Source organism: Kocuria sp. CPCC 205261 (assembly GCF_040981025.1).
Lineage (GTDB): Bacteria > Actinomycetota > Actinomycetes > Actinomycetales > Micrococcaceae > Kocuria > Kocuria marina.
Genome location: NZ_JAVKPU010000005.1, coordinates 157,287 through 179,192, shown reverse-complemented (window position 1 = coordinate 179,192; position 21,906 = coordinate 157,287). Strand labels below are relative to the sequence as shown.

Sequence of the window (21,906 nt, the reverse complement as noted above, 5' to 3'; positions counted from 1 at the left end):
TCGGGAGGCCTCGACCCCTATCCGGCGACCGACGCGCCGACCCCAACTACACCCTGGATCCTGAAGAGCCGGATTACCCAGCTGGAACGGATGCGGATCATCCCGACTTCGTTCGTGCTGTCCCACGACGCCTGGGAGCGGATCGAGACCAGCCGCACCACGGACGGGGAGTTCCTGTTCCAGGAGGGCCCGGTGGACCGCGTCAACAAGCGGATCTGGGGTGTCCCGGTGGTGGTGACGGACCAGGTCGGCAAGGACGAGGCGTTCCTGCTGTCTCAGGACGCGGTGAGCCTGCTGTACGTGACGGACCAGGGCGTGATGGTGGAGGCCACCAACACGAACATGGACCACTTCTCGAAGAACCTGCTTCAGACCCGCATGGAGACCCGTCTCGGGGTCGCGGTGACTCGTCCGGCGGGTGTGGTGCGGATGTCGCTGGCGGAGGGTTCCCCGGTCACGGTGTGACCTTCTGAGCCACGTCAGGGACCCCTGGTGCTTACGGGCGCTGGGGGTCCCGTCGTACCCACCATTGTGCGGGGGTTAGCCGACATGTTTTGATTTTTAGGTCGGCGTCTCACTGCGCTGTACTTTCGGAGAACGGACCCCCAGCTACCCTCCTCGGGCTGGGGGTCCGCTGTTATGCGCGGTCAGACTTGGCCATATCGTTCAGTAATTTATTCTTAGCGCGTGTCCTCGCGTTATAGCCGAGAACACTGGCTGTGCGAGCGTACTCATAGGCCACATGGTCCCCAACAATTGCCATCTCTGCGCCGTGCTGCACGATGTCCGATGCGGCCGAAAGATCGTAGGCGGCCGAAACCTCATCATCAGTTATGAGATTGGCTTCCCTGGCGGCATTGATTAACCAGGGATTCAGTTTGCGTGTCCGATGCTTCCCCGGGTCTTCTCGGTCTGGTGGCAGGAGGCCGGGTGTGACAGTCGCAAGAGCCTCAATAAAATCTTCAGTTAATAGACGCGCGCTTTCCCGGATGGCCTCCTTGGGAGATTCCTCTATTAGAACCTTGATTTCTGGTGACAGCGTGCGCCTCGCCGCCCCGTGTGACTCAAGTCGGCTGGGGTAGGGGAGGGGGAGTGCCCGGGTTCGTTTCCCAGTGCTCTTACCGTCTTGACGCTTGTTCTCCGGTGCAGCGGTGCCTGTTGGGGGGCCAGCTGGGTTGGGGGCTGGGGTCGTGGTGTCCCCAGAACTGGTGCTCCTCTCGGAAGGTTGGGCGTCCAAGGCGTCTTCCGAGCGCACTGCCGTCACTTTTCCGGCGGCATCACTGACCTTCTCGGCAGCGTACATCTCCAGCTCGATGCCTGAGGGCCCGGCCTTGAGCCGTCGGATATCGAGGCTGGCGAGCGCCCTGCTGACTGGGCCCTTGAAGGTAAACGCGAGGATCAACACCAGGACTGGCCATACCACCTTAGCCACGAAGTCGAGGATCATCTGCGCCACATCCATGGGGTGATCTTAGACGAGGACGAGCAGCTACAGGTACTTGACGGGGGATAGTTCGAGCTGTTTTCATTGGAATCAACGCGGGAGGTGGCACAAACTCTCGAGCGGTTCAAGATCTGCAGGGCTGACACTGCCCCGCAGACGGCGCACCTAGTGCGTCCCGTGGATTCTCCGACAGGCATACCGCCTGTGCGGGCCAAAGAATCCCGGGCGCACTGTGCCTACCGCGAGTCCGGGTTGACCCAGTAGGAGTCCCCGTGGCGACTATCACCGTCGCTCCTCATTCTGAGGACAACCGTTACCATCAGTTGCTCGATCTGTTGTTCGGCACCCCCACCCCGGCTCAGGGTGGTGATAACAAATGAGCCGCCTCGACGAGCGCAACCGCAGGGTGAGCGAAGGTCTGAAGGCCCGCTACCGCGAAGACCCCGCATACCGTGAGAAGGCCCGCGCCGCTGGTGCAAAGGGTGCAGCAACTAGGGCTAAGAAAGCCGCAGACCGAGAGAGCAAGATTGACGTTCTGCTGGACGAAGTCCGGGCCCTGAAATCCGAGGTCGAGGACCTGCGCAACTACCTGCTGTGGGACAGCACCGGCGGTGATCGCTGATGCCTCAACTCCCCTCCGAATGTGCAGCGCGAGTCACCCAGGGGGACCCCACCGCCGCCCAGCTGCGTGACACCGCCCAGGCCCTGGCCGGTGACGGCTACGCAGTGTTCCCCCTGGTCGAGGGCACCAAGCGTCCCGTCGAGAAGGGCGGGTACCGCACCGCCACCCGTGACCCTCAGAAGATCGCTGCGTGGTGGGCCGACAGGCCCTACAACGTGGGTATCAGCGCGGGTGGTTCCGGGATGGTCGTGGTCGATCTGGACGTGAAGCGCTCCAACGGCCTGCAGTCTTGGGCCGAAGCGACACGCGGGCTGGACCTGCCCGAACCGGTCATCGTCCACACCCCCTCCGGTGGCGAGCACTGGTACTACCGCGCCGAGGGTGACGCGCTACAGCTGAAGAACACCGCCGAGAACCTGCCCGGGGTGGATGTCCGCTCCGAGGGGGGCCACGTCGTCGCCCCTGGCTCCTACACGGTCGCCGCCGGGGATGTGGCCGAGGGCTACTACACCCCGGCAGACAGCGAGCCCCTGCCCCCGGTCGAGGACCTCCCTGTGGCTTCCTCCGACATTGTGCGGGTGCTGACGGCGGGGAGGTCCCGCGAGCGCTCCGAGGTCACGGAGAGTACCTCCGAGGGTCTGCCTCTGTACCCGGAGGGCCAGCGGCACGCGCTCTGGTATGAGTACGACAAACTTTCCGGGATCGGGGAGGGCGGTCGCAACCACCAGCTCAACGAGTCGGTGTTCGCCCTGGCCCAGATTGCCTCCGCCGAGAACTCGGTCATCGCGGAATCCGACGTCCGCACGATGGCGGAGCGAGCGTGTCACGCAAATGGGCTCATTGAAGATGATGGGTGGGCCGCGTTCTGCAAAACCTATGACTCCGCGTGGTCCGCTGGTTCGGACAAGCCGCGTGCCTTGGGCGACGAGGCGGAGAAGCTTGGTCACGAGGTTGCAGAAGCCCTCCATCGGATGCGAGTCACGGACGAGGCCAAGCGAATCTTCCTCGAAGAGCAAGCCGCACGCGACTTCGAGTTGCCCGGCGACCTGCGCTCGCTGGTTGATGACCTCGCCGCTCCCCGCGAAGAGGACACCTGGTTGGTCGAGGGTCTGCTTCCCACCGGAGGCAACCTGGTGATCGCCGCCGCCTATAAGACCGGCAAGACGACGCTGGTGCAGAACCTAACGCGATCGCTTGTGGACGGGGAGCCCTTCCTCGACCGGTACACGGTTAGCCCCCTCATGGGCCGCGTCGCGCTGTTCAACTTCGAACTCACCCGCACCCAGCAACTCGCCTGGCTAGAGGAATCTGGAATCCGAGCGCAGGCCCAGGTCGTGTTGGCTCACCTGCGGGGCATGCGTGGTGTGCTGACCACCGAAGCAGGCAAGCGCTGGGCTGTGGAGCAGCTGAAGTCCAATTCTGTTCAAGTCTGGATCGTGGACCCGTTCGCGCGTGCCGCATCGGGCATCGACGAAAACAGCAACACCGAGGTCGGTCTCTTCCTCGAAGCCCTGGACGACATCAAGCGCCGCGCGGGTGTCTCCGAGCTGGTGCTGATCACGCACACCGGGCGGGGGAGCGCTGACGAGCCCGCGCGCGCCCGTGGTGCCACCCGCCTCAACGACTGGGCGGACACCAACATGGTCGTGACCAAGACGGCATCAGGGCAACGCTCGTTTGTGGCCGAGGGCCGTGACGTCTGGGTCAACAAGACGTTGCTGTCGTACGACATCGCCACGCGTCGGCTCACCGCCGCAGAGGCTGAGGAAGCCGGAGCGTCCGAGGAACGGGATCGCCAAGCAATTCTGGCCTTCGTCGCTGAACACGGCGAGCAGGGCGCAAGCCTCCGCGACATCCGCTCTAACATCCCCGGGGTCCGAAAGGGCAAGGACCACATCGACCCAATCATCCAGTGTCTCACTAATGAGGGTCTGCTTAGTCGCACTGGCCCGAAGAAGGGTGGTCATCCGACCTACCTCGTGGTGCGCGACGGCGGCCAGACAGAGATGGGCTTCTAATGTGGCGGCCACACTTCGGCCACATGCGGCCACATCCGGTCCCCGGGGAGGGCGCTGTGTGGTGTGGCGGTGTGGCGGGGGCTTTAGCCCGCCACACCCACCCACCAGCCGCCCGGACGCCCACTGAGTGTGGCGGATCGCCGCGCCGCAGTCCTGGAAAGCGGGTCGCCGCGACGCGCGGGGCCAGGGGCCCGCCCAGCACCCCCGGAATCGACACCCCTAAACCCATGACGCAGACCAGGAGAACAACATGCACGACTACATCAACCAGTTCGAGATCGAGAAGTACCACGAGAAGGAGATTGGCCACATGAGGATCCCTATGACCGATGAAGCCCCCTACTACGCCATGGTGACCCGGGACGTGATCCCTGCAGCACCGGGGCTCGTCACCGCCACGATGACCTACACGGAGGAGGGCTACAGCGAGGCCCGGGTACCGCTCACCAAGGAGCTGATCCTGTCCCTGCCGGTGCTCACGCGGCCCGGTTGTGACTTCGACGGTGCGTTGCTGTTCCGCGTGAACACCGGGCGGCAGTACAGCTGGGCCACGGAGTTCCTGGCCGACGAGGAAGAGGTGGAGGGGATGTCCCCGGCAAAGCAGCGTGGGCGGATCACCGCCTTCCCCCGCGCTGAGTACCTCGTGTTCGAGGAGGGGTCGGCGGAGCTGGGTCTGCACATCGTGGCCCTGTTCGGCCCTGAGGACCCCTGGACGGCGCCCACGCTCCTGCTGACGGACGACAAGAAGCGCATGCCCTGACCCACCCCGGTAGTAGCCCCACGCGGAGTCCCCGATCAGCTCCCGACCTCAGCGCCCGGGGGCTGGCGGGGACCCCGCACCCCATTCGCGACACTTTTGGAGGAAACATGAACATCAACAGCGTTGCCCTCACGACGACCCCCACCACGGACCTAGCAGTGCTCCTTCGCCCCTATGGGTGGGTGGCCACAGAGATCACCGACGATCGCGCCGTGGTCGAGGCACCGGGCGGGGAAGCCACCATCGTCCTGGAGCGGGTGCGTACGGGCGAGGCTTCCTACACCGCCACGGTTTGGTGGCTCTGGACGCGGCCTAACATGCTGATCCCTGCTAAGACCCTGGCCCGAGACGCTGTCGAGGGTTGCTTCGGCCCGTACGGTGGCCTCCGCTCACCTAGCCCGGTGGCGGATGCGCACGTGGACTTCGATCATGAGCGAGAGCTGTTCTTCGCGGACCTCGTGATCAAGGGGGAACCGCCCGTCCGCTGGCTCGCCCGGTGGGCGCGCGTCTTGGGTGGCTACCTGGGCGCGCAGGTCTCGGAGGCCACTTCGTGAGCCCCGGGACCCCGCACCTCGCCCAGAGTGCCCCGGAAGCCCACGAGGTCCAGGGAGACCCCACCGAGCGCCGCCCCGACATGTGCCGCCGGGGACTGCACCGGCTAGAGGGCGAGAACGTGCGGTACAAGGTTAACCCCGGGGGCCACCTCGCCCGGCAGTGCAAGCCGTGCTACGTCGCCGCGCAGAAGCGGTGGCGGATCAAGAACCGCGAGCGGTACAACGCGTCGGTGAGGCGGAAGCGGAACGAACCGGGGCCGGCACGGGACCGCAGACTTGCCGCCGCGCGTCAGTGGGCCGCAGAGCACCCCAAGCACGCGGAGCTGGCGCAGTGTCAGCGCGGTCACCCGCAGGACCAGCCCACCTGCTACGTCCGGCCTGATGGTCGCCGCGAGTGCCGAGCGTGTCGCCGGGGCTACCAGGCCGCGTACCGGGCACGGAAGCGGGAGGGCCGATGGCGTACCGGTGGCACGGCCAGCCCTGGCCCACCGCACAGAACCCGCGCACACAGGACACCCCGCCGCCGTCAGGGACCTGCCGAAGCGGCCACGAGCTGACCGCCGCGAACTCACGCGCCCAGTCGAACGGCGCGAGCATCACATGGGTGTGCCTGGTGTGCCAACAGGCCCGCACGAGACGACAGAAGACAGCTAAGAAGGAGCGCAAATCATGACCCGAACCACACAACCGAAATCCCTGGTGGCCGCCCTCGACAAGGGTGTCCGCGACGCCGGGGAGGACCTGAGCGAGCGTGACGTGCCCACCATCGCCGCCGCACGTGCCTACGCCTCCCAGGTGGACGCGGTACTAGGTGACCCCGATGCCACCCCGGGGGAGCGTGTGAAGGCGCTGCACGTGCTCCCGCACTTCGTGAACGCCTGCCGGATGCTTGGGTTCAATCCCATGGGCCGGGAGGAGATCGCGAAGGTCCGGGCGAACGCCGCCGAGGTCCGGTCCCGCACCGCCCCGCCACCGTCGCCCGTGGCCAAGGGGTCCGCGAAGTTGCGTGCAGTCACGCAGAGCCGAGGCCAGAGCGCCTGAGCCCTCGTGGGGGTATGGGGGTCTGTTCAATGGATAGGGACCCACCGGCCACCCAGGAAGGGGCCGAAGGCTTTTCGTCCAGATTTTCTAACTCCCCCCCCTGGTGTCCGTGGCCGTGGTGTTTGCCGTGGTCACGGGCACCGGCGTGGGGAGGCTCACCCGCCGAAGGTTCTTGCCAGAGGGCAAACCTGAATATTTCCATGGAAACTAACGCGGCGAACGCGCCGCGCACCGACCACCAGGAGCACCCGGAGGAATCATGACGAAGAAGCGCAGCACACAGCCGACCACCGAGGCGAGCACGGTCGCCCACTGTCTGTGCGGGTGCGGGCAGGAGGTCACCCGCCGTTACAAGCCTGGCCATGATGCGCGGCACGCTTCGGCGCTGTTCCGTGAGTGGGAGGCCGCGAGCGCACCACAGCGTGTGATGGTGGCCGAGCGTGCGTCGCAGGTGCTGAGCCCCGCGCTGATGGCGAAGTTCCGCGCCTCTGCCGCGCGCGCCCAGGCCAAGGCCGAAGCCCAGGCCCGGGCGGTGGCGAAGTGAGGGTTATGACCGTAAAGCGCGCACGTTGCGCATGCGTGCAATCTGGGTGTACAAATGAGACCAGGCGTGAAAGAAGGAAGGCCCCGCGTCAACGAGACCTTCCTCCTTGTTGCACCCGCCTACTTCTTGGGCGTGGTCTTGAACGTCGTGTCCGGGTGGGACTTCGCGTACTTGGCCGTCACGAACCTCCCGGTCTTGGCGCTTTGGTAACGGCCAGACGATTTCTTCGCCATATGATTTCACCTCCTGGGGGTGGGATCGGAGGGTCGAACGTTTGTTCGAGCCGACAATATTATACCCACCCTGCTCACAGAATGTGCGCGGGGTATTGGTATTTCTCTAAGGGCGTAATCCCCCCTGGTTCGGGGGTGTCCCATGTCTAAGCGGGCCGTCATCTATCGCCGGGTATCCACCGTCGGGCAGGTTGAGGGCACCAGCTTGGGGGAGCAGCTGGCCCGGTGCCAGACCTACGCCGACGAGAACGGCCTGGCCGTGGTGCGGGACTACTGCGACGCGGGGCTGTCCGGCGCTTCCCTGGACCGCCCACAGTGGCGGGAGATGCTCGCCGCCGCCGTTGCCGGTGAGTTCGAGGTCCTGCTGATCCTGCGCCTGGACCGCTTCGGACGCGGCACCGCCTTCGCCGGGGAGATCGAACGGCTGATCGCGCTGGGCGTGGACGTGGTCTCGGTGGACGGTGGGATGGACTACACCACCGACGAGGGTTCCCTGATGCTGGGGATCAGTAGCACCATCTCCGGCTACGAACGTCGCCTGACCTTCCGGCGCACCAACTCGGGCCGTCGTGCCAAGCTCCGCAACGGTGGTTCCTATGCCGGTGGTGATGTGCCGTACGGCTATGAGGTGGCAGGGCAGGGGCGCGAGTCTCGCGTGGTCCCGAGCATCCGGGAGCGTGAGGTGCTGGCCCTGGCCTATGACCGGATCGTGAACCAGGGGGTGAGCACCCCAAAGGTCTGCGAGGAGCTGGACCGGCTGGGGTACCGGCCACGCAAGGCCGCGCGATGGTCGCCTCAGGTTCTGCGTCGCGCGTTGCGTCACCGGGTGCTGGTCACGGGCGAGAACTGGTGGGGTTTGCCCGCCGAGCAGGACGACACTGCCCGGGCCTCCGGTCGTGACACGAAGGTGACCGCCGACGGCACCCCGGCCTACGGCGAACCGATCAAGGTCGCCTACGGGAACCCGATGTTCTCCCAGCAGGAGTGGGAGGCACTACAGGCCGCGCTGGACGGCAAGCAGGCCAAATACAACCCGGCGGGGGAGTACAGCCGCACCGCGCAGTTGCTTACGGGCCGGGTGCGCGCGGTGGACTGCGACCGGACCTACACCGGGGTGGACCTGCGGAAGGCCACCAAGGGGCGGCAGTCGCACGTCTACCGGTGCGGGGGTCGTCGTACCTCACTGCCGAAGGAGCAACGGTGCTCCCATTCCCAGCTGGACGGGCCGTTGCTGGACCAGAAGGTCTGGGAGGAGGTCGTGGGGTTCCTGGGGGACCGTGAGCGGTTGGAGGCCATGGGCCGGGACTGGCTGGCCGGGCAGGAGGTCGAACCCACCCAGCTGGCGCACTTGGAGCAACAGTTGGCGCGCCTGACTGCCCAGCGCGAGCGCGCGGTGGACCTGCTGTTGGAGTCCACTCAGCTGACCGAGACCCTCACCGGGCGGGTGGCGAAGCTGGACGAGCAGATCGGGCAGTTGCGCTCGCAGATCGCCGGGGCGCAGGCCACTCAGCAGGAGAGGCAACAGCGCCGCGCCCAGGTTAGTGACGTGCTGGCGGTGGTGGCCCAGGCTCATGAGTGGCTGGCCGGGATGGGGCCGCAGGAGCGGGCTGAGGTGGTGCGCCTGCTGGATGTCCGCGTGACGGTGGAGGGGGTGTACCGGGGCTACCCGGTGGGGCTGGCGGTGACCTTCGAAGCGGATGGCCTTGCCTTCTCCGAAACACCGGAACCGGCGCACTCGTCCCGGTCGTGTTCTCCATCCTGCCGTTGAGCGTGATGTTCGCGGTGTTCCCCGGACTCGCGGTCCTGGACCTGGGGTTCTGACGGATCGGCTCCCGAACCCACTGACGACACAAGGAGAAAATCATGAAACACCTGATGCGCTGTCATGCGGCCACCGTGTGGCTGCTGACCGTCTCCCTGCCCGCCCGGCTCGCACCGAGTGATGACCACCCGGATCGGGGGGACGTACCCGGCTGGGTCATGCTTACGCTCATGTCCGCGGTGCTGGTGGCGGGGTTGTTGCTGATCGCCCGGCCCGCCTTGGAGGGGCTGTTCCAGGATGCCATCAACCGCGTCTCGGGCCTCTGACCCCGCGCTCGACCTGGACGCCGGCAACGCGGTGGCCGAATACGTCATGGTCCTCGCGCTCGCGATCGTGCTGTTCGGCCTCATTCTGCAGGTGGGATTCGCGCTGCACGTGCGCAACACCCTGATCGACGCCGCCGCGGCCGGGGCCCGGTACGCGAGCCTCGCGGACCGCACCGACGAGGACGGCATCGCCCGCACGCGCGGGATCATCACCGACACCGTGGGCGCGAGTTATGCGCGGGACATCTCCGTGTCCCGTACCAGCGTGGGGTCACTGCCGGCGGTCGAGATCCGTGTGGTCTCGCCCCTGCCGGTCGTGGCCACGCTGGGCCCGCCGCGCGCGCTGGAGGTGAGTGGGCATGCGGTCGACATGGATTCGTGAGGTCCTCGCGCGGCGCGGTTCCGGGGACGATCCGGACCGGGGGAGCGCGATCGTGGAGTTCATCGGACTGGGCCTGCTATTGCTCGTGCCCGTGATGTACCTGGTGGTCACGGTGGCCCGGGTCCAGGCGGGTTCCCTCGCCGTGGTCGCGGCGGCGGACCAAGCGGCTCAGGCCGTGTCTGTTCTCGAGGCCAAGGGCCTCAATCGCGTAAGGGTGCATGACGTCGCCGCTGTCGCGGCCCAGGATCACGGTTTCAACCCGCGGGACCTCGCTGTCACGGTGAGCTGTTCGGACGGGACGTGTGAGACACCCGGTTCGGTGGCGCGGGTCCACGCCACCGTCACCGTGGAGCTCCCCTTGATGCCGGGGTTCGTCACGGCCAGGATCGCCACGCTGTCCTCGGACGTCACCGTGATCGCGGGGCGGTACTCATGATGCGCGCGATGCTATCCAGCCTCGACGTGATGCGGCCCCTCATCGGTATCGCGACTGCGCAGATCGACGACCTCGACGGGCCGCGGCTACACGAGTGCCCGGCGCAGGGGACGAGCCAGGACCGCGATGAACCGCATCGTGCGAACCCCGAGGATCCTGACTCCGGACAGACCACGATCGTGCTGATCGGTTTCGCCCTGGTGACTCTGCTCCTGGTGGTCACAGTCATGGCGATCACCAGCGTGTACGTGGGGGAGCGGCAACTGCAATCGCTCGCCGATCGGGCGGCGGGGGCCGCCGCGGACACGTTCACGAACGTGGACCGCTCCGGTTCGGGTCCGCCCACACCCATCCTCACGAACGGGGCGGTGGCCGCCTCGGCCACGAGTTACCTGGGGACCGTGGGGGCTTTCCACGATGTCAGCGGGCTGTCCCTCGCGGCGCCCACGGGATCGGCGGACGGGACGACCGCCCAGGTCACGCTCTCGGCCGTGGTGCATCCGCCGGTGGTCAACGTATTCATCCCCGCGGGTGTCCCGATCAGCGCCACGGGGGACGCGCGAGCCGTCATGCAGCGGTGATTCACCTCACCCGGTTTGCCGTCTGACCAGCGGTTTCACAGGTGACGTGTTGTGTACCGTTGACGCGTCACTGGCGGAGTTACTTTCAGCGATAAGTAAGACTGCCATGACCGACGCTCCGACCACCACGATCGACACCAGACGCGCAACCTCCTGGGCCGTCGTCCAGCACGACGGTGCTCCCTCGGTGTCCGTGGGCCTCCTGATCCTGCGCCTGGGCCTGATGCTCCAAACGGCCCGATGACGGGTGCCGTCACGAGTGACGCTCCGCCATGAGCGAGGCCCCGCTACAAGCGAGGTGTCGCTATGAACCACGCACCGCTCGGAGCACGGCCACGCTACGCGTGAGGCACCGCACTGAACGAAGCACCGATATGACGAAGACACGGCCGGGAGATTCCCGGCCGTGCCTTCGTCACATCGCAGTAGGCATGACTCAGCGGCGCAGCATACGCAGCAAGCGACGGGCGGTGGCCACCCGGCGGTATGCGGCCACGGGAGGCACCACGCCGATGAGGCGGCGGGTGGCCTGGCGGCGCACGGTGGAGCGCAGCACCTGACGCAGCACGGGGCCCAGGGTGGATCGGGAACGGCTCATGACAAGACGACCTTTCGAAGGAGGGGATCAGTACTGTTCATGGTTCCGCGGCAGGACCGCGGAGGTGTCGAACGCTTCTCGCTGGCTCACGGTACCGGTGCGGTCGATCACCGTGACGTGCTGCGCGGAACCGCGCTGCGAACCGCCGGTGATGTCCGCACCCGAATCGGCGACCACGTTGATGAGCTCCACCGTGGGACCCACGTGCACGTCGTCGAGCAGCACGGAGTTGCGCACCACGGCCCCGGCCTCGATCACGCAGTTCTGGCCGATGATCGAGTGTTCCACGGTGCCGGCCACCCGCGCCCCGGGGGCCACGTACGAGCGGGAGACCGCGGCGTCGTCGGTGATGAACGCGGGCGGGGGAGCAACCTGGCCGCTCCAGATGGGCCATGCGGGATCGTCGAGGGTCGCGCCGTCGCCGTCGATCAGCTGCATCTGCGCGGTCCAGTAGGACTGGACGGTCCCGAGATCCATCCAGTACCCCAGGTGTCGGTGCTCGACCACCCGGTGGTGTTCCAGGACGTAGGGGATGAGGTCCTCGCCGTAGTCGCCCAGCTCGCCCAGTTCGGACTGCAGGGTGTCCAGCGCCGACAGCAGCACGTCCGTGGAGAAGAGGAACATCTCACCGGCCACAAGGTTGCCCTTGGGCTCCTCGGGCTTGTACGCGAACTCGGTAACCTGGCCGGCTTCATTGGTGCGTACCACGCTGTAGCGGGAGGGATCCTCGGGGACCTCGGTGGTGACCATGGTCAGATCAGCGCGCTTGGTCAGGTGGGTGTCCACGACGGACCGGAAATCGATCGTGTAGAGGTGGTCCGCGGAGAGCACGAGGACCAGATCCGGGTCCGCCTCACGGATGATCCTGCTCTGGCGGTAGATGGAGTCCGAGTTGCCGCTCGCGAAACCCTCGCCGTGGGACCCCTCGTAAGGCGGCAGGATCTGCAGCCCGCCGTGGGAGCGGTCCAGGTCCCACGGGCGACCGCCGGCCATGTAGGCGTTGAGGTCGTGGGGCAGGTACTGCTGCACCATCCACACGTCCGGGATGTGCGAGTGCGCCAGGTTGGACAGGGACACGTCGATCAAGCGGTACGTGCCGCCCACGGGCAACGCGGGCTTGACCACGAAATCGGTCAGGGCGCCCAGTCGAGACCCCTTGCCTCCCGCCAGGATGAGTGCGAGTACGGTGGGGCGTTCCATCGGCGGGCTCCTCAGCAGCGGTGTCGCAGGGAATCCTACCGGCTCACGGACCCGGGGGCCATGACGTAAAGTGATGTGTCATGGCCTCCATTGACTACGCTGCAGAAATCCGTGCCCTCCGAGCCACCTACGACTCCGTGGCGGCGGTCAGCGACGTCGAGTCCATGAAGAAGCAGATCGCCGTCCTGTCCGAGCAGGCCGCGGCCCCGGACCTGTGGGACAACCCGGACGAGGCCCAGAAGGTCACCTCGCAGCTCTCGCACCAGCAGAGCAAGCTGGACCGGCTCAGGAAGATCTCCGGGCGCATCGACGACCTCGAGGTCATGGTGGAACTCGCGGAGGAAGAGGACGATCAGGACACCCGGGACGCCGCCGCGGAGGAACTCGAGTCCATCCGCAAGGCGCTGTCCGAACTGGAGATCCAGACCCTGCTGGCCGGCGAGTACGACGAACGCGAGGCCGTGGTCACCATCCGCTCGGGCGCCGGTGGTGTGGACGCCGCGGACTTCGCGGAGATCCTCATGCGCATGTACCTGCGCTGGGCGGAGCGCCACGGGTACCCCACCAAGGTCCTGGACACCTCCTACGCGGAAGAGGCGGGTCTGAAGTCGGCCACGTTCGAGGTCAAGGCGCCCTACGCGTTCGGGACCCTGTCCGTGGAGGCGGGTACGCACCGGCTCGTGCGGATCTCTCCGTTCGACAACCAGGGGCGGCGCCAGACGTCCTTCGCCGCGGTGGAGGTCATCCCGCTCATCGAGTCCGACGACACGATCGAGATCCCGGAGTCCGAGCTGAAGGTGGACGTGTTCCGCTCCTCGGGTCCCGGTGGTCAGTCCGTGAACACGACCGACTCCGCGGTGCGCATGACCCACATCCCCACGGGCATCGTGGTGTCCATGCAGAACGAGAAGTCGCAGATCCAGAACCGCGCGGCCGCGCTGCGCGTGCTGCAGTCCCGCTTGCTGCTGTTACGCCAGCAGGAAGCGGACGCCAAGAAGAAGGAGATGGCGGGGGACGTGAAGGCATCCTGGGGTGACCAGATGCGCTCGTACGTGCTCAACCCCTACCAGATGGTCAAGGATCTGCGCACCAACTACGAAGAGGGCAATCCCAGTTCCGTGTTCGACGGCGGGATCGACTCGTTCATCGACGAAGGCATTCGCTGGCGCGCGGACGCCCGCCAGCACAACGAGGACTAAGGGCTCCACGCCGCACGACGACGCCGCCCCGCCCGGCAGGTGCCCCGCGCACCCCGGGCCGGGACAGCGGCGTCGTCCCCGGCGGGACCCGGTGAAGGAAGAACAGGCCGATGGCCAAGAAGAACGCTGATGACGGCCGCCAGATCGTGGCCAACAACAAGAAGGCGCGCCACGACTACAACATCTACGACACCTACGAGGCCGGACTGGCGCTCATGGGGACCGAGGTGAAGTCGCTGCGCATGGGACGGGCGTCCCTGGTGGACGCGTTCTGCCAGTTCGACAACCGCGGCGAGCTGTGGCTCGAACACGCCCACATCCCGGAGTATCTGCAGGGCTCGTGGACCAACCATTCCGCGCGGCGGCGGCGCAAGCTGCTGTTGCACCGCTCCGAGCTGGATAAGATCGCGGGCAAGACGCGCGAGGCCGGTTACACCATCATTCCGCTGTCCCTGTACTTCGTGCACGGCAAGCGCGTGAAGGTGGAGATCGCGGTGGCCCGCGGCAAGCGCGAGTACGACAAGCGTCAGACCCTGCGAGAGAAGCAGGACAACCGCGAGGCCCAGCGCGCCATGCGCTACCGCAACATGCGCGGTTGAGCCCTTCGACTCACGGCGTCCCGGCCGGTACCTCCAGTGCGAGGTGCCGGCCGGTCCAGTTCCTGCGCAACCAGCGATCGTGGGAGGCCACGAGCACGGTCCCCGGGTAGTCGGGCACCGCCGCCTCGAGCTGCGTGGCGAGCACGAGTGAGAAGTGGTTGGTGGGCTCGTCCAGCAACAACACCTGCGGCGGGTCCGCGAGCAGCACCGCCAGGGCGAGCCGACGCCGCTGTCCCACGCTGAGCTCACCGACCCGCCGGTTCTCGTCCCGCCCGGCCAGCAGACCGAACGTCCCGAGAGGAACGGTCTCCGCGCGATCCTCTCCCACGAGCTCATGGTAGATATGGGCCGCCGTGTGCTCCGGGTCGGCGCCGGGCAGTGTGGCGTCCTGGTCCAATAACCCCACGCGTACGCCGGGTGCGACGTGCACGGAACCGCGCGTGGGTTCCAGTCGCCGGGCGAACAGGCTCAGCAGGGTGGATTTGCCCACACCATTGGAACCCGTGATGAGCCACGACTCACCCGCGCTCACGGTCAGGGACACGGGTGCCATCCGTCCCGCGACCTCGGCCGCGGAGGCGGTCAGTACCGGACCCGTGCGGTGCAGTGCGGCTTCCGATCCGGACAAACCCGCGGTGAGTCCCTGGAAGTACAGCTCCCGGGGTGGCTTGCGGATCTGCTCGTCCTCGACGGTGGCCAGGCGGGTCCGCGCGTCGTTGACCCGTCGGGAGACCACCGTGGCGTTGCGGTCCGCGTAGAACTTCTTCGCCGCACGACCCTCCGTCTTGGGGGACCGGTCGCTGTGGCCCACGGTCTGCTGCTCCCGCACGGCCGCGCGGAGCTTCTTCAGTTGCGCCTGTTCGTCCCGATACGTGCGTTCCCAGCGCTCGCGGGTATCCATGCGGGCGAGCACGTACTGGGAATAGGTGCCGCCGAAGCGGGTCACGCCGATGCCCGTCCCGGTGCCGTCACCCACGAGATCGGAGGTGACGGCATGCGGTCGGGGTGCGGGGTCCAGGTCCACGAGCGAGGTCACGGCGGTGTCCAGGAATGCGCGGTCATGGCTCGCCAGCAGCACCGGTCCGTGCCACGACCGCAGGGTCGCGCGCAGGAAGTCCGTGGCGGCGTCGTCCAGGTGGTTCGTGGGTTCGTCGAGCAGCAACACGTCCGGGGTGGAGAGCAGCAGCCAGGCCAAGGACAGCCGTGAGCGCTGTCCGCCGGACAGGGCACCCGTGGGCCGGTCACGACCCACGCCTCCCAGGCCGAGCCCGCCCAGAGTGACGTCGATGCGGGTGTCCACGTCCCACGCGCCGATCCGTTCGGCAGTGTCCAGGGCGGCGGCGTACGCGGTGGCTGCGCCCTCGTCCTCCGGGGCGCGGGCGAGGGCGTCAGCTGCGCGGTCGACGACGGATGCTGCGTCCCGCACGGTCCGCACCGCTGCCTCCACCGCTTGGGCCACGGTGTCGTGCGGCGCGAAGGGGGGTTCTTGGTGCAGCAGGCCCACGCGCAGCGAATCGACGGGGCCGACGGCGCGGACCTCACCGGTGTCGGGCGCGCGCAGGCCCGCCATGATGCGCAGCAGGGTGCTCTTGCCGGAACCGTTCTCTCCGATCAGACCCGTGGGATCACCCGCGGTCACGGAGAAGCTGATGTCCGTGAGCACCCGGTGGGAGCCGTAGGAGGCGGAGATGCCGGACACGCGGATGTGCGCGGCCGTATTAGGGGTGGCGGGAGAATGCGGGGGATGAGCCATGGGTGTCCTCGGATAGCCGGGGTCCCCGCCGGGCAGCGGCCACGGGCGCGGGGAGGTCGAATGGCTCATCGGAACATGCGTTACACCCTAGGGCATCCCGCGGGGGAGGGCCAGGGTAGGGCAGCACGGGTGGAGCCGGCGCGGTCCGAGGAGCCCGGTCCGCGGCCCCTGCCGATTTGACGGTGTGGCTAGGGTGGGCGTAATCTGATGTGTCCATGAGCGGGCGAGTCACTGAGATCCGCTGGCACGTGGAAGCTCATTGAAAAATGAATACGGGGATGATCGGTTTCGACGATGTGAGTTGAGACAGGGGAAGCGGGTCGAGGACGCAGAGTTATCTCGTAAACGCTCTCTGTAAAACAATAAGTGCCAAATCCAAGCGCACTGACTTCGCTCTCGCTGCGTAAGTAGCGACAGCAGTCTGGCAGCCCAGGTTCACCTTCGACCTGGATCCTGCCATCAGCTAGAAGGTCACTGCTGCGGACGCAGGTTACGGGCGTTCGTGGGACTCTTACGTAACTGAGTTCGGCGGTCACTCGTGTGCGAGATGACCGGAACTGAGAAACCTGTAAGCACACTGCACCCGGAGAAGCCCTGACAATGCTGCATCGGACGGGGGTTCAATTCCCCCCATCTCCACTGTCGTCCTGTCCCAGGACGTGAGAAGACCCTGAACCAATGGTTCAGGGTCTTTTTGTTTGCCTGAGCCCGGGAACATCTGAGTCCCGAAAAAGCACGCGGCCGATGGCTCCGAGTGCGTTATCGGGACATATTTGTGTCCAGGGGTCCGCGTTCGGAGGGGCAAGCACGGGAGCCCGGCGGACCCGAGGCCCATGTCCGCATGCGTGCCCGACCGGCGGGAGTCCTCGGGCCTAGGGTGGAGGCAGGACGGACCCCACAGTCCCCAGTCCTTCGGCACGCGTTCACCGTGCGGGTGGAAATGGCCGCACCCCTGACCGTGGGCCGGACCGCCGCCGGGACACGCAGGGTCGCACCGATCACCGGCGGCGCAGTGACCGGTCCTCGCGGCTCCGGGCGTGTGCTGCCCGTGGGAGCCGATTACCAAGTGGTTGGTACCGAGATCCCCTGGCTCGAGGCCAAGTACGTCCTGGAACTCGCCCACGGTCACCTGGTCTACGTGGACAACCGCGCCGTGCGGGTGACCAGCGCGGAGGACTCCCGGGCCATCGCTCAGGGGATCCCGGTGGACCCACAGCGGGTGTACTTCCGATGCGCGCCCGTGCTCACCGCGGACGAGGACGGGCCGTGTGCGTGGCTCAACCGCACCGTGTTCGTGGGATCGGGGGAGCGGGACCCGGACTGTGTCCGCCTGGAGATCTCTGCGGTGCATTGAGGCGTGGAGAAGTGCGGTGAGGTGGGCCGACCTTACCTGGGGGCGGAGGTCCCTGGCAGGGACCTTCCGCACCTTGCAGCGGTGGTCCCGGGCCTGTGCAGTCCGCACATGGAACGAGGACCAGGACCCACGCCCGCGTCCCGGGAACGTCTGTGCTGCGATAAAACCGTGTACCGGCCGGTACATGTGCGTGGTGCAGCACAGTGGTTCAAGGCGGCCGGAAGGGGCGTGCCCGAGCGGGGTGGGCTGGGGCGTCCCCCGGTGTTCCCGGCGCGATGTGGAAGACTTGAGCCGGAAACCCATCATCGAAACCGAGAGGTAGGCGCTTCCATGAGTGAGCGGTCCAACGATCAGTCGGGTTCGTCCTCGGCCTCCCACCGGGACCAGCCGCAGTACGGTCAGTACTCCGACGGCCGGGTTCAGAGTGCGGGCGGGACGCAGCAGCCCGAGTACCGCCAGTACAGCGATCCGTCCGCTCAACAGGGCGGCCAGGGCTACGGGAACAACGCCTCCCAGGCCGGCGGCTACGGCACCACCGGCCAGTACGGCACGTCCGATCAGTACGGCTCGTCCAACCAGTACGGCGGTGACGACCAGTACGGCCAGTCCGGTCAGCAGTCCTATGGCGGCCAGGCTTACGGTAATCATGGCTACGGCAACCAGGGCTACGGCGCCGGCGGCTACCCCCAGCAGGGTTACGGCGTCCAGGGCCAGGACACCCAGGGTGGCTACCCCACGCACTACCAGAACGAGTACAACCAGGGTGGTTACGACAACCAGGACGGCTACGGCAACCCCTACGCTCTGGTGCCGGGCCGCGGGCTGGGCATCGCCTCACTGGTGCTCGGTATCCTGGGCATCCTCACGTTCTGGCTCGCCGGTCTGGGCGGTGTACTGGGCCTCGTGGGCCTGATCCTCGGCATCATCGGCGTGGTCAAGATCCGTAAGTCGCGCCGTGGTTCCCCGGCACTCGCGGTCGTGGGCATCGTACTCTCCGCACTCGCGCTGCTGGGAGGTATCCTGATGGCCGTGCTGTTCGCCTGGGTCTTCGGTCAGGCCGCCGACTGCATGGACCTCGCGGTGGCCGGAAACGACGCCGCGTACCAGGAGTGCGTGGAGAACGCCCTCAACGATTCCTTGAACTCCTGAGGTCCCCGCGGGTGATCCCGCCCCTCGGATGAGACGAACGAGCCCGGTGTCACGCACGTGACACCGGGCTCGTTCAGTCCTGGGGGGCGCCGGTACCGAGGACGTCCAGAGCGGCGTCGTGCAGGAGACCGTTGCTGGCCAGGGCGTTGTCCCCGAAGGGACCGTCCTGCCCGGCCAGGGACGTGAAACGCCCGCCGGCCTCGGTGACGATGGGCACGAGCGCGGCCATGTCGTAGAGGTTGAGTTCGGGTTCGCACGCGAGGTCCACCGCGCCCTCGGCGACCATGCAGTAGGACCAGAAGTCCCCGTAGGCCCGCGTGCGCCACACGGAATCGGTGAGCTCGATGAACTGCTGGCGTACACCCAGATCCCGCCATCCGCTCAGGGACGAGTAGGACAGCGATGCGTCCGAGAGCTGGGTGACTGAGGAGACCGACAAGCGCGTGGCCTGCGAGAGTGAGCGCCCCGTGAAGGCCCCCGACCCGGCGGCGGCCCACCAACGGCGGTTGAGCGCCGGCGCGGACACCACGCCCAACACCACCTCACCATCCTCGATCAAACCGATCAGCGTGGCCCACACGGGTACGCCGCGCACGTAGTTCTTGGTGCCGTCGATCGGGTCGATCACCCACTGGCGGCCGCCCGAACCCGTGGTCCCGAACTCCTCACCGATTACGGCGTCCCGATTGCGTACGCGCCCCAGTTGCGCGCGGATCACTTGTTCGGCCTCGCGGTCCGCGTCCGTCACGGGTGTGAGATCGGGTTTGGTCTCCACGGTGAGGTCCTGGGACTTGAACCGTTTCATGGTCAGTCCGTCCACGGAATCCGCGAGGATGTGGGCCAGGCGGAGGTCGTCCGTGTAACTGCTGGGTGCACGCATGCGTCTACGTTATCGCTTGTCCGAGCTGCTTCTCGCTGTCCCCCCGCTGTGTCTGCCCGCGCGACGCCGCGAGCAATCTGCGTAGCGATTCGAGCCGCTGCGGGGCCGCCGGGGAGGCCCCCGGGCGGTGCACCCACGCGTCCAGCGCGCACCCGGGGGAATCCTCCGTGTGCAGGCACCCGCGAGGACAGTCCGCGGTGGCGGGGACCAGGTCGGTGAACGCGTTGAGCAGTTCCTCCTCGGGCACGTGGGCCAGACCCAGGGAACGGATCCCGGGGGTGTCCACGACCCAGGTCCCGGGGCGGGTTCCGGGCACCGTGAGGGCACGCGCGGAGGACGACGTGTGCCGGCCACGGCCCGTGACGTCGTTGACGCCGCCGGTGGCCCGCTGCGCTCCCGTGAGGGCGTTGACCAGCGTGGACTTGCCCACGCCGGAGGGCCCCAGGAACACGCTCACATGACCGTTCAGCAACGACCGCAACCGCTCGAGGGAATCGGGGGACACGGCCAGGGACTCCTCGTGGATGCCGGCCTCGGGCCGTTCACCGCGGTCGGTCGCGCGCTGCGTGCTGAGGGTGATCACGTCCAGGTCGTGGAGGTAGTCCAGGAACTCCGTGGGATCGGCCAGATCGGACTTGGTCATGCACACCACGGGGGTGATTCCCGCGTCCCATGCCGCCACCAACCCGCGGTCCACGAATCCCGTGCGGGGGGTGGGAGAGGCCGCCGCGAGCACGAGTACGAGCCGGTCCGCGTTCGCCACGATCACGCGTTCCACGGGATCGGTGTCATCGGCACTGCGACGCAGCACGGTGGTGCGCGGTTCGATCCGCACGATGCGTGCCAGGGTGTCCGGGGCACCGGTGACGTCACCCACGACGCCCACGAGATCCCCGGGCACGATGGGCCGGCGCCGCAGCTCCTTGGCGCGCACGCACGTCACCGTGCGCGGTTGTTCCTCGTCCTCTCCCACCACGCACGTGTACCGGCCGCGGTTCACGGCCACCACACGTACGATCACGGCGTCCTCGTGCGTGGGTCGCTGCTTGGTGCGAGGGCGGGAGCCGCGCTTGTTCGCGCGGATCCGGACGTCGGACTCGTCCCAGGTCCTGCGGGCCACTGCGTCAGGAACCCCGCCGCACGAGGCGGTCCCACATGCCCGGGAAATCGGGAAGCGTCTTGGCGGTGGTGGCGACGTTCTCCACCCGGATCCCGGGCACGCGCAGGCCCAGGATGGCTCCCGCGGTGGCCATGCGGTGGTCGTGATAGCTGTGGAAGACTCCGGCGTGCAGCTCAGCGGGGGTGATCAGAAGTCCGTCCGCGGTCTCCTCCACGTTCCCACCCAGCGCGTTGAGCTCGGTGCGCAACGCGGCGAGCCGATCGGTCTCGTGCCCGCGCAGGTGGGCGATACCGCGCAGCACGGAGGGGCCGGTGGCTAGCGCGCAGATCGCGGCCACGGTGGGCGCGAGCTCGCCGGCCTCCGACAGGTCCAGGTCCACCCCGGCGATCTCGTCCGGGCCGGTCACGGTGAACGTGCCGCCCTGCACACGGACGTCCGCGCCGAACAGGGGCAGGATCCGCCGCCACTGGTCCCCGCCCTGCGTGGTGTGGGCGGGCCAGTCGGGGATGCTCACGGTCCCGCCCGTGACCACGGCCGCCGCCAGGAACGGTCCGGCGTTGGACAGGTCCGGTTCCACGGTCACGTCCAGGCCGGCGACGTCGCTCGGGCTGACCCGCCACGCGGCGTCACCGATGCGCTCGGCGGCCACACCGGCGTTGCGCAGCACGGACACGGTCATGTCCACGTGCGGTAGAGAGGGCACACCGGAGCCGCCCTCGTGGTGCAGTACGAGCGGGGAGTTGAAGCGCACCGCGGAGAGCAGTAGCGCGGAGACGAACTGGGACGAGCCGCTCGCGTCGATCGTCACGGTGCCCCCGGTCACCGATCCGGTGCCGACGACGCGCAACGGCAGCGTGCCCCGGCCGTCGTCCTCGACGGACACGCCGAGCTCGCGCAACCCCGCGATCACGGGACCCATGGGACGGACGCGCGCTCCGGCGTCGCCGTCGAAATCCACGACCCCGGAACATAGCGCCGCCAGGGGCGGGACGAAGCGCATCACGGTACCCGCAAGACCGCAGTCCACGGCCACGGGCCCGGTGAGAGTATGCGCGCGGGGCAGGGGGGTGATCCGCAGATCCGGACCGAACGGCCCCGGGTCCGGCAGCGCTTCGATCACCGCGCCCAACTGCTCGAGCGCGGTGATCATGAGCCTGCTGTCACGCGAGTGCAACGGCTTGCGCAGCACGGACGGTTCATCCGCGAGGGCCGCGAGGACCAGATACCTGTTGGTCAGGGACTTGGAACCGGGGACGGCCACCGTGCCTCTCACGGCGGCCCCCTCCGAGAAGGGGGCCCGCCAGTGAGCGGGATCCAGGGCTTGCGGTTCGCCGTTGCTCGGCATCACGTG

Annotated in this window: 24 protein-coding genes and 1 other RNA gene; 18 read left to right on the top strand and 7 right to left on the bottom strand. The window is 67.4% G+C overall.

Annotated elements, in window-relative coordinates:
• On the top strand, positions 1 to 465 hold a 465-nt coding region (locus RF646_RS07280; RefSeq protein ID WP_368835610.1), incomplete at its 5' end, for a phage major capsid protein.
• A 172-nt stretch (positions 466 to 637) separates the two neighbouring features.
• Here RF646_RS07280 and RF646_RS07275 read toward each other — a convergent pair.
• Positions 638 to 1,462 carry a hypothetical protein gene (locus RF646_RS07275; protein ID WP_368835609.1) on the bottom strand — a complete coding sequence of 275 codons (825 nt, stop codon included), beginning with the start codon at positions 1,460 to 1,462 and terminating at the stop codon, positions 638 to 640.
• 358 nt (positions 1,463 to 1,820) lie between these two features.
• Here RF646_RS07275 and RF646_RS07270 point away from each other — a divergent pair, with 358 nt between their 5' ends.
• The 12 genes from RF646_RS07270 to RF646_RS07215 all read left to right on the top strand — a co-directional run bounded on the left by RF646_RS07270 (position 1,821) and on the right by RF646_RS07215 (position 10,947).
• Positions 1,821 to 2,066, top strand: coding sequence for a hypothetical protein (locus RF646_RS07270; RefSeq protein ID WP_368835608.1), 246 nt, complete (start codon positions 1,821 to 1,823; stop codon positions 2,064 to 2,066).
• A complete protein-coding gene (locus RF646_RS07265) occupies positions 2,066 to 4,084 on the top strand; it encodes a bifunctional DNA primase/polymerase (RefSeq protein ID WP_368835607.1) in 2,019 nt (672 codons plus the stop codon). The genes RF646_RS07270 and RF646_RS07265 overlap by 1 nt, the downstream gene beginning before the upstream one ends.
• Positions 4,085 to 4,334: 250 nt before the next feature.
• The gene (locus RF646_RS07260) at positions 4,335 to 4,844 is read left to right on the top strand and encodes a hypothetical protein (RefSeq protein ID WP_368835606.1); all 510 of its coding nucleotides are present in this window, start codon (positions 4,335 to 4,337) and stop codon (positions 4,842 to 4,844) included.
• A 107-nt stretch (positions 4,845 to 4,951) separates the two neighbouring features.
• On the top strand, positions 4,952 to 5,398 hold the full coding sequence (locus tag RF646_RS07255) for a hypothetical protein (protein ID WP_368835605.1): 447 nt from the start codon (positions 4,952 to 4,954) through the stop codon (positions 5,396 to 5,398).
• 669 nt (positions 5,399 to 6,067) lie between these two features.
• Entirely contained in the window at positions 6,068 to 6,439 is a 372-nt protein-coding gene (locus RF646_RS07250; RefSeq protein WP_368835604.1) for a hypothetical protein, read from the top strand.
• A gap of 259 nt (positions 6,440 to 6,698) precedes the next feature.
• Positions 6,699 to 6,983, top strand: coding sequence for a hypothetical protein (locus RF646_RS07245; protein WP_368835603.1), 285 nt, complete (start codon positions 6,699 to 6,701; stop codon positions 6,981 to 6,983).
• Positions 6,984 to 7,358: 375 nt separating this feature from the next.
• Complete coding sequence (locus RF646_RS07240) at positions 7,359 to 8,984, top strand: recombinase family protein (protein WP_368835602.1); 1,626 nt, start codon at positions 7,359 to 7,361, stop codon at positions 8,982 to 8,984.
• Positions 8,985 to 9,079: 95 nt separating this feature from the next.
• A complete protein-coding gene (locus RF646_RS07235; protein WP_094067118.1) occupies positions 9,080 to 9,304 on the top strand; it encodes a hypothetical protein in 225 nt (74 codons plus the stop codon).
• Positions 9,276 to 9,686: a TadE/TadG family type IV pilus assembly protein gene (locus tag RF646_RS07230; protein ID WP_240505730.1), complete on the top strand. Its 411-nt coding sequence runs from the start codon at positions 9,276 to 9,278 to the stop codon at positions 9,684 to 9,686. The genes RF646_RS07235 and RF646_RS07230 overlap by 29 nt, the downstream gene beginning before the upstream one ends.
• Complete coding sequence (locus RF646_RS07225; protein ID WP_368835601.1) at positions 9,664 to 10,122, top strand: hypothetical protein; 459 nt, start codon at positions 9,664 to 9,666, stop codon at positions 10,120 to 10,122. Before RF646_RS07230 ends, RF646_RS07225 begins: the two co-directional genes overlap by 23 nt.
• Positions 10,123 to 10,130: 8 nt before the next feature.
• Complete coding sequence (locus RF646_RS07220; protein WP_368835600.1) at positions 10,131 to 10,703, top strand: pilus assembly protein TadG-related protein; 573 nt, start codon at positions 10,131 to 10,133, stop codon at positions 10,701 to 10,703.
• Positions 10,704 to 10,809: 106 nt separating this feature from the next.
• Complete coding sequence (locus tag RF646_RS07215; RefSeq protein WP_368835599.1) at positions 10,810 to 10,947, top strand: hypothetical protein; 138 nt, start codon at positions 10,810 to 10,812, stop codon at positions 10,945 to 10,947.
• Positions 10,948 to 11,139: 192 nt separating this feature from the next.
• Here the strand turns inward: RF646_RS07215 and RF646_RS07210 are convergent, their stop codons facing one another.
• Together RF646_RS07210 and RF646_RS07205 are read right to left on the bottom strand one after the other, a co-directional pair.
• Positions 11,140 to 11,301, bottom strand: a complete 162-nt coding sequence (locus tag RF646_RS07210) for a hypothetical protein (protein ID WP_156523380.1) — start codon at positions 11,299 to 11,301, stop codon at positions 11,140 to 11,142.
• A 27-nt stretch (positions 11,302 to 11,328) separates the two neighbouring features.
• Positions 11,329 to 12,501, bottom strand: coding sequence for a glucose-1-phosphate adenylyltransferase family protein (locus RF646_RS07205; RefSeq protein ID WP_368835598.1), 1,173 nt, complete (start codon positions 12,499 to 12,501; stop codon positions 11,329 to 11,331).
• A gap of 80 nt (positions 12,502 to 12,581) precedes the next feature.
• Here RF646_RS07205 and prfB point away from each other — a divergent pair, with 80 nt between their 5' ends.
• Together prfB and smpB are read left to right on the top strand one after the other, a co-directional pair.
• Complete coding sequence (gene prfB, locus RF646_RS07200) at positions 12,582 to 13,700, top strand: peptide chain release factor 2 (protein ID WP_368835597.1); 1,119 nt, start codon at positions 12,582 to 12,584, stop codon at positions 13,698 to 13,700.
• Positions 13,701 to 13,810: 110 nt separating this feature from the next.
• Positions 13,811 to 14,299: an SsrA-binding protein SmpB gene (gene smpB, locus RF646_RS07195; RefSeq protein WP_055085472.1), complete on the top strand. Its 489-nt coding sequence runs from the start codon at positions 13,811 to 13,813 to the stop codon at positions 14,297 to 14,299.
• 10 nt (positions 14,300 to 14,309) lie between these two features.
• Here smpB and RF646_RS07190 read toward each other — a convergent pair whose 3' ends face one another.
• On the bottom strand, positions 14,310 to 16,121 hold the full coding sequence (locus tag RF646_RS07190) for an ABC-F family ATP-binding cassette domain-containing protein (protein ID WP_368835596.1): 1,812 nt from the start codon (positions 16,119 to 16,121) through the stop codon (positions 14,310 to 14,312).
• 205 nt (positions 16,122 to 16,326) lie between these two features.
• Here RF646_RS07190 and ssrA point away from each other — a divergent pair.
• The 3 genes from ssrA to RF646_RS07175 all read left to right on the top strand — a co-directional run bounded on the left by ssrA (position 16,327) and on the right by RF646_RS07175 (position 18,555).
• Positions 16,327 to 16,694: a transfer-messenger RNA gene (gene ssrA, locus RF646_RS07185) on the top strand.
• A 199-nt stretch (positions 16,695 to 16,893) separates the two neighbouring features.
• Complete coding sequence (locus RF646_RS07180) at positions 16,894 to 17,406, top strand: DUF3237 family protein (protein WP_368835595.1); 513 nt, start codon at positions 16,894 to 16,896, stop codon at positions 17,404 to 17,406.
• Between the two features lie 330 nt (positions 17,407 to 17,736).
• Positions 17,737 to 18,555, top strand: a complete 819-nt coding sequence (locus tag RF646_RS07175) for a hypothetical protein (RefSeq protein WP_368835594.1) — start codon at positions 17,737 to 17,739, stop codon at positions 18,553 to 18,555.
• 73 nt (positions 18,556 to 18,628) lie between these two features.
• On the opposite strand, the gene hisN is transcribed toward RF646_RS07175, so the two are convergent.
• Genes hisN through aroA form a run of 3 tightly spaced genes read right to left on the bottom strand, consistent with a single transcriptional unit; the run spans position 18,629 to position 21,900 of the window.
• On the bottom strand, positions 18,629 to 19,435 hold the full coding sequence (gene hisN, locus RF646_RS07170; RefSeq protein WP_144930673.1) for a histidinol-phosphatase: 807 nt from the start codon (positions 19,433 to 19,435) through the stop codon (positions 18,629 to 18,631).
• 4 nt (positions 19,436 to 19,439) lie between these two features.
• Complete coding sequence (gene rsgA, locus RF646_RS07165) at positions 19,440 to 20,555, bottom strand: ribosome small subunit-dependent GTPase A (protein WP_368835593.1); 1,116 nt, start codon at positions 20,553 to 20,555, stop codon at positions 19,440 to 19,442.
• Positions 20,556 to 20,559: 4 nt separating this feature from the next.
• The gene (gene aroA / locus RF646_RS07160; RefSeq protein ID WP_368835592.1) at positions 20,560 to 21,900 is read right to left on the bottom strand and encodes a 3-phosphoshikimate 1-carboxyvinyltransferase; all 1,341 of its coding nucleotides are present in this window, start codon (positions 21,898 to 21,900) and stop codon (positions 20,560 to 20,562) included.
• Between the last annotated feature and the right edge of the window lie 6 nt (positions 21,901 to 21,906).

Coding starts and splice junctions, on each gene's coding strand:
- RF646_RS07275 (WP_368835609.1), bottom strand. CDS start 1,462: ATGGATGTGGCGCAGATGATCCTCGACTTCGTGGCTAAGGTGGTATGG.
- RF646_RS07255 (WP_368835605.1), top strand. CDS start 4,952: ATGAACATCAACAGCGTTGCCCTCACGACGACCCCCACCACGGACCTA.
- RF646_RS07265 (WP_368835607.1), top strand. CDS start 2,066: ATGCCTCAACTCCCCTCCGAATGTGCAGCGCGAGTCACCCAGGGGGAC.
- smpB (WP_055085472.1), top strand. CDS start 13,811: ATGGCCAAGAAGAACGCTGATGACGGCCGCCAGATCGTGGCCAACAAC.
- RF646_RS07230 (WP_240505730.1), top strand. CDS start 9,276: ATGCCATCAACCGCGTCTCGGGCCTCTGACCCCGCGCTCGACCTGGAC.
- RF646_RS07240 (WP_368835602.1), top strand. CDS start 7,359: ATGTCTAAGCGGGCCGTCATCTATCGCCGGGTATCCACCGTCGGGCAG.
- prfB (WP_368835597.1), top strand. CDS start 12,582: ATGGCCTCCATTGACTACGCTGCAGAAATCCGTGCCCTCCGAGCCACC.
- RF646_RS07270 (WP_368835608.1), top strand. CDS start 1,821: ATGAGCCGCCTCGACGAGCGCAACCGCAGGGTGAGCGAAGGTCTGAAG.
- RF646_RS07190 (WP_368835596.1), bottom strand. CDS start 16,121: ATGAGCCATTCGACCTCCCCGCGCCCGTGGCCGCTGCCCGGCGGGGAC.
- RF646_RS07215 (WP_368835599.1), top strand. CDS start 10,810: ATGACCGACGCTCCGACCACCACGATCGACACCAGACGCGCAACCTCC.
- hisN (WP_144930673.1), bottom strand. CDS start 19,435: ATGCGTGCACCCAGCAGTTACACGGACGACCTCCGCCTGGCCCACATC.
- RF646_RS07205 (WP_368835598.1), bottom strand. CDS start 12,501: ATGGAACGCCCCACCGTACTCGCACTCATCCTGGCGGGAGGCAAGGGG.
- aroA (WP_368835592.1), bottom strand. CDS start 21,900: ATGCCGAGCAACGGCGAACCGCAAGCCCTGGATCCCGCTCACTGGCGG.
- RF646_RS07260 (WP_368835606.1), top strand. CDS start 4,335: ATGCACGACTACATCAACCAGTTCGAGATCGAGAAGTACCACGAGAAG.
- RF646_RS07180 (WP_368835595.1), top strand. CDS start 16,894: ATGCGTGCCCGACCGGCGGGAGTCCTCGGGCCTAGGGTGGAGGCAGGA.
- RF646_RS07210 (WP_156523380.1), bottom strand. CDS start 11,301: ATGAGCCGTTCCCGATCCACCCTGGGCCCCGTGCTGCGTCAGGTGCTG.
- RF646_RS07245 (WP_368835603.1), top strand. CDS start 6,699: ATGACGAAGAAGCGCAGCACACAGCCGACCACCGAGGCGAGCACGGTC.
- RF646_RS07225 (WP_368835601.1), top strand. CDS start 9,664: ATGCGGTCGACATGGATTCGTGAGGTCCTCGCGCGGCGCGGTTCCGGG.
- RF646_RS07220 (WP_368835600.1), top strand. CDS start 10,131: ATGCTATCCAGCCTCGACGTGATGCGGCCCCTCATCGGTATCGCGACT.
- RF646_RS07235 (WP_094067118.1), top strand. CDS start 9,080: ATGAAACACCTGATGCGCTGTCATGCGGCCACCGTGTGGCTGCTGACC.
- RF646_RS07250 (WP_368835604.1), top strand. CDS start 6,068: ATGACCCGAACCACACAACCGAAATCCCTGGTGGCCGCCCTCGACAAG.
- RF646_RS07175 (WP_368835594.1), top strand. CDS start 17,737: ATGAGTGAGCGGTCCAACGATCAGTCGGGTTCGTCCTCGGCCTCCCAC.